At 62.4% G+C, this 5,183-nt stretch carries 3 protein-coding genes; 1 reads left to right on the top strand and 2 read right to left on the bottom strand.

The annotated features are described in order from the left end of the window. Positions 1 to 157 precede the first annotated feature (157 nt). Entirely contained in the window at positions 158 to 3,061 is a 2,904-nt protein-coding gene (uvrA, locus tag NTCA1_RS27875) for an excinuclease ABC subunit UvrA (RefSeq protein WP_159832465.1), read from the bottom strand. A gap of 685 nt (positions 3,062 to 3,746) precedes the next feature. Here uvrA and NTCA1_RS27870 point away from each other — a divergent pair. Beyond that, positions 3,747 to 4,151 carry a UrcA family protein gene (locus NTCA1_RS27870; protein ID WP_159832464.1) on the top strand — a complete coding sequence of 135 codons (405 nt, stop codon included), beginning with the start codon at positions 3,747 to 3,749 and terminating at the stop codon, positions 4,149 to 4,151. Between the two features lie 726 nt (positions 4,152 to 4,877). Here the strand turns inward: NTCA1_RS27870 and NTCA1_RS28935 are convergent. Continuing rightward, positions 4,878 to 5,183: hypothetical protein (locus NTCA1_RS28935; RefSeq protein ID WP_236549621.1), on the bottom strand; the 306-nt coding region annotated here is incomplete at its 5' end.

Here is a 5,183-nt window from a genome sequence, read left to right as displayed (position 1 = left end):
TGCGGCGAAACTTACCAACCTCGGAGCATCTGAAAATGTGGGGGATCTTTACCGCTTACGCCGCACCTCCGCCAAGCTCGGCTGAACAGGACAGCGGTCCCGGATCAAGTCCGGGACGACGGGTGGGGGAAAGCCTGCTGGTGGATGCGGCGGCGGATTACTTTCCTGCCACCAGCAACGGCTTCAGATAGTGCCCGGTGAAGGACTTCTTCACCTTGACGATATCCTCCGGGGTGCCTTCGGCGATGACCTGGCCGCCGCGGACGCCGCCCTCGGGGCCCATGTCGATGATCCAGTCGGCGGTCTTGATGACGTCGAGGTTGTGCTCGATCACCACGACCGAATTGCCCTGCTCGACAAGGCGGTGGAGCACTTCGAGCAGCTTGCGCACGTCCTCGAAGTGGAGGCCGGTAGTGGGCTCGTCGAGGATATAGAGCGTCTGGCCGGTGGAGCGGCGGGCGAGTTCCTTGGCGAGCTTGACGCGCTGCGCCTCGCCGCCGGAGAGCGTGGTGGCCTGCTGGCCGACCTTGACGTAGCCGAGGCCGACCTCGTTCAGCATGTGCATCTTGTCGCGGATGGGCGGCACGGCCTTGAAGAACTCTTCCGCGTCCTCGATCGTCATGTCGAGCACGTCGGCGATGGAGTGGCCCTTGAACTTCACCTCCAGCGTTTCGCGGTTGTAACGCTTGCCGTGGCATTCCTCGCAGGTGACGTAGACGTCGGGCAGGAAATGCATCTCGATCTTGATGAGGCCGTCGCCCTGGCAGGCCTCGCAGCGGCCGCCCTTGACGTTGAAGCTGAAGCGCCCGGCCTTGTAGCCGCGCGCTTCCGATTCCGGCAGGCCCGCGAACCAGTCGCGGATCTGGGTGAAGGCGCCGGTATAGGTGGCGGGGTTGGAGCGCGGGGTGCGGCCGATCGGGGACTGGTCGATCTCGATCACCTTGTCGCAGTTTTCGAGCCCGGTGATCCGGTCGTGCGCCCCGGCGACGACGCGCGCGCCGTTGAGCTGGCGCGAGGCGCCCGCCTGTAGCGTGTCGATGGTGAGCGACGACTTGCCCGAACCGGACACGCCAGTGACGCAGCAGAACGTGCCGAGCGGGAATGCCGCCGTCACGTTCCTGAGGTTGTTGGCGCGGGCGTTCTCGACGACAATCTTCTTGCCGTTGCCCTTGCGGCGCTCGCTGGGCACCTCGATCTTGCGCGTGCCGTTGAGATAGGCGGCGGTGAGGCTCTTCTTGCTCTTGAGCACCTGCTTCAGCGTGCCTTCGGCCACGACTTCGCCGCCGTGGACACCGGCGCCCGGGCCGAGGTCGACGATATGGTCGGCGGTGCGGATGGCGTCCTCGTCATGCTCGACGACGATCACGGTATTGCCGAGGTCGCGCAGGCGCTTGAGCGTTTCCAGCAGCATGTCGTTGTCGCGCTGGTGGAGGCCGATCGAGGGTTCGTCGAGCACATAGAGCACGCCCGACAGCCCCGAGCCGATCTGGCTGGCAAGGCGGATGCGCTGGCTCTCGCCGCCGGACAGGGTGCCGCTGGTACGGTCGAGGTTGAGGTAGTCCAGCCCGACGTTGTTGAGGAAGCCGAGGCGCTCGTTGATTTCCTTGAGGATGGCCTTGGCGATCTGCTGCTGCTGGCTGGTCAGCTTGCCCTCAAGTTCCCCGAACCACGCGAAGCCGTCCGACACCGAGAGACGCGCGGCATCGGCGATGTCGCTACCGGCGATCTTCACCGAGAGCGCCTCGGGCTTGAGGCGCTTGCCCTCGCAAGTCTCGCAGGGCTGCGCGGTCTGGAACTTGGACAGCTCCTCGCGCATCCAGGCGGAGTCGGTCTGGATCATGCGGCGGTTGAGGTTGCCGATCACGCCCTCGAACGGCTTGTTGACCGTGTATTCCTTCTTGCCGTCCTTGAACGTCAGCGGCACGGCCTTGCCACCGGTGCCGTAGAGGATGACGATCTTCACCTCGGGCGAGAGCGCGTCCCACGGCGTGGTGAGGTCGAACCCGAAATGCCCGGCCAGGCTGGAGAGCACCTGCATGTAATACGGCGAAGGCGGGTTGGACTTGGCCCAGGGCACGATGGCGCCCTGCTTGAGGCTGAGATGCTCGTTCGGGACCACCAGCTGCGGGTCGAACAGCAGCTTCTCGCCCAGTCCGTCGCAGGCCGGGCAGGCACCCTGCGGGGCGTTGAACGAGAACAGGCGCGGCTCGATCTCCTCGATGGTGAAGCCGCTGACCGGGCAGGCGAACTTTTCGGAGAAGACGATGCGGTTGGGCGGCAGGCCGGTGCCCTTGAGGTTCTTCTTGCCTTTGCCCTCTTCCTCGCGGCCCGGCACTACGCCATCGGCAAGATCGATATAGGCCAGCCCCTCGGCCAGCTTGAGCGCCTGCTCGAAGCTGTCGGCAAGGCGGGTCTGGATGCCGTCCTTGACCGCGATACGGTCCACCACGACTTCGATGTCGTGCTTGTACTTCTTGTCGAGCGCGGGGGCGTCCTCGATGGCGTAGAGTTCGCCGTCGATGCGCACGCGGGTGTAGCCCGCCTTCTGCCACTCGGCCAGTTCCTTGCGGTATTCGCCCTTGCGGCCGCGCACGACCGGCGCGAGCAGGTAGGCGCGGGTGCCTTCGGGCAGTTCCATCACCCGGTCGACCATGTTGGACACGGTCTGCGCCTCGATCGGCAGGCCGGTGGCGGGCGAGTAAGGAATGCCCACGCGCGCCCAGAGCAGGCGCATGTAGTCCCAGATCTCCGTCACGGTGGCCACCGTGGAGCGCGGGTTGCGGCTGGTGGTCTTCTGCTCGATCGAGATCGCGGGGCTGAGGCCGTCGATATGCTCGACGTCCGGCTTCTGCATCATCTCCAGGAACTGGCGCGCATAGGCGGAGAGGCTCTCCACATAGCGGCGCTGGCCCTCGGCATAGATCGTGTCGAACGCGAGGCTGGACTTCCCCGAGCCCGACAGGCCGGTGATGACGATCAGCTTCTCACGCGGGAGTTCGATGTCGAAACCCTTGAGATTGTGCTCACGGGCGCCGCGGACGGTGATGTGGGAGAGACTCATGAAGCGGTGTGTTCCAGATTTGTTCGCAAAGCGCAAGCCGCGCCTCGCGCCGTATCGGCAGCGCTTTTCGCCGCCGGGAAAGCGACGCCCATGTGGGTGCGCGTGCTGGAATTGCAACGCCGGGATACGTTTGAAAAATGCCCGGACGGGCATTTTTGAGCGGCACCGGCCCGCTCCCGTCCCGAAGAACACGAAAAGGTCCGGGGGACCTTTTCGCTGAGGGGGCCGACCTCCCATCAAGGATACACTGAGTGGGAGGTCGGGTGGGGGAGCGGGCCGGTGCCGCCAAAATTCGCCTTCGGCGAATTTTCAAACACACCTGGAACCTTTCGATGTCGTCCGTCGGCCAAACTATGTCGTTCGACGATGCACCCGTCAGGATGACTTGAACAAGACACGGTTATGAGCAATAGAGACATGGCCCATTAATAATACCGACTCACCTTTTGCTGCATGACTGCTTTACTATAACAGTAAATGTCCAGACATTGCCAGAAAGCCAGGGCGGGATCGAGGGGGCCTCATTTAAGTATATACATGTTGGAGTCGACAGATACCCCACGACGTTACCGTTGTTTGGGAACGACTTCTTTCATCCATTGAGGTCGCTATGCAGTTCGCCCGACGCGAGCCGTGGGGGCTTGCGCCGGTGAGGGCTGCACTCTTGAGCAACAGGAGAATGCAGATGACCAGGATTCACACCGCTTTCGCCGCGATCGGCATGATCGCAACAGCAACCGTGGGGTTGGCGACTTCCGCCCTGGCGGACGTCGTCGTCAAGGATGGATCGCTGCGGGACGTGCCGCATCGTGAAGTTCGCTACGCCGACCTCAACCTGGATTCGCAGGCGGGTATCGACGCCCTCAACAACCGTCTGGAAATCGCGGTTCGGGCCGTCTGCGGGCAGGTCTACAATAACCGGCTCGACGAACTGGCCGACATGCACGACTGCCGCGACGCCTCGCGCGACCGGGCCTTCGCCGCACGCGACGAGCTTCTGGCGACACGCATGGCGGCGCGGACCGATCCGGGTCAGCTGGCCATGGCCCAGCCCACCGCGATCGCGATCGTAGCCGCCCGCGGCAAGTAAGGCTAGCGCACTTCTGCGTCGAATACCGATGCGTCAGGAAAAACCGTCGGCGGGAGGGCTCCAGTCGGCGGTTTTTCTGTTTGAATGTTTGTTGAGGACATTCCACCCCGCATGTACTTTCCGCTTTCGGGTAGATCGCGGATCAACCTCTACCGGGCCTTACCCCCACCCCGCTCAGGCTGAGCTTGTCGAAGCCCGCCCGCAACGCCAGAGCATCAGGCAACCAGCCCGCAGCGCCACGCCTCGCGGCCTTCGACAGGCTCAGGCTGAGCAGTTGGGGAGATCAGCTTTGGGTGCAAAGAGAACCCGCCCCGACAAGCTTCGTCATCCTGAACTTGTTTCAGGATCCATCGGGCAGTTGGTGCGGACACGTCATACCGCAAACCGCCATCTCGGCTTGCTGATCGAAGACCTGCGCCATCGACTTGATGGACCCTGAAACAAGTTCAGGGTGACGAGGTGTTTGGATGGGAGGAGGATCAACCTTTGCCGGGCCTTTACCCCACGCCGCTCAGGCTGAGCCTGTCGAAGCCCGCCCGCAACGCCAGAACATCAGCAAACCGGCCCGCAGCGCCTCGCCTCGGGGCCTTCGACAGGCTCAGGCTGAGCGGGCGGAGAGGTCGATATGGGTGGGTTTGGGACGATCAGGTTTCGGAGACAATGAGATTATAACAGTCATCGCTGAACTCTACCTCAGGAGCCATTGCTAGGTGTCTTGTAGAAACCTTAATCGAGATGTTGGAATAATTCTTTACTCAAAGGTTGATGGATCGCAGGCCAATCGAAGAGGCCGAAACGCTTAAGAACAGCCCTCAATTTATCCGTTCCCTCAAAATATATGACATGCCAAATTATTTCTGAGTCGATGGCATGATCGGGATTTCCGTGGGTTAAGGTGCGAGCGATACCAGCCGCATCCATTTGTTCGTGTCCATACAAATCGGGGCACACCGCGATAAGCTTCTTATCTAAGAGGCCGTTTCGAAAGGGGTTGAGCGGCTGAGGTTCGTGTGATTCCGGGGGTTTTGCAGA

Origin of the sequence: Novosphingobium sp. TCA1 (assembly GCF_009811895.1) — a bacterium.
Lineage (GTDB): Bacteria > Pseudomonadota > Alphaproteobacteria > Sphingomonadales > Sphingomonadaceae > Novosphingobium > Novosphingobium panipatense_A.
Note: the sequence above shows the minus strand (reverse complement) of the source record. Positions and strands in the feature narration are given on the sequence as shown.

Excerpts from the sequence above, each read along its gene's own strand:
- uvrA (WP_159832465.1), bottom strand. The coding sequence starts at position 3,061 with ATGAGTCTCTCCCACATCACCGTCCGCGGCGCCCGTGAGCACAATCTC.
- NTCA1_RS27870 (WP_159832464.1), top strand. The coding sequence starts at position 3,747 with ATGACCAGGATTCACACCGCTTTCGCCGCGATCGGCATGATCGCAACA.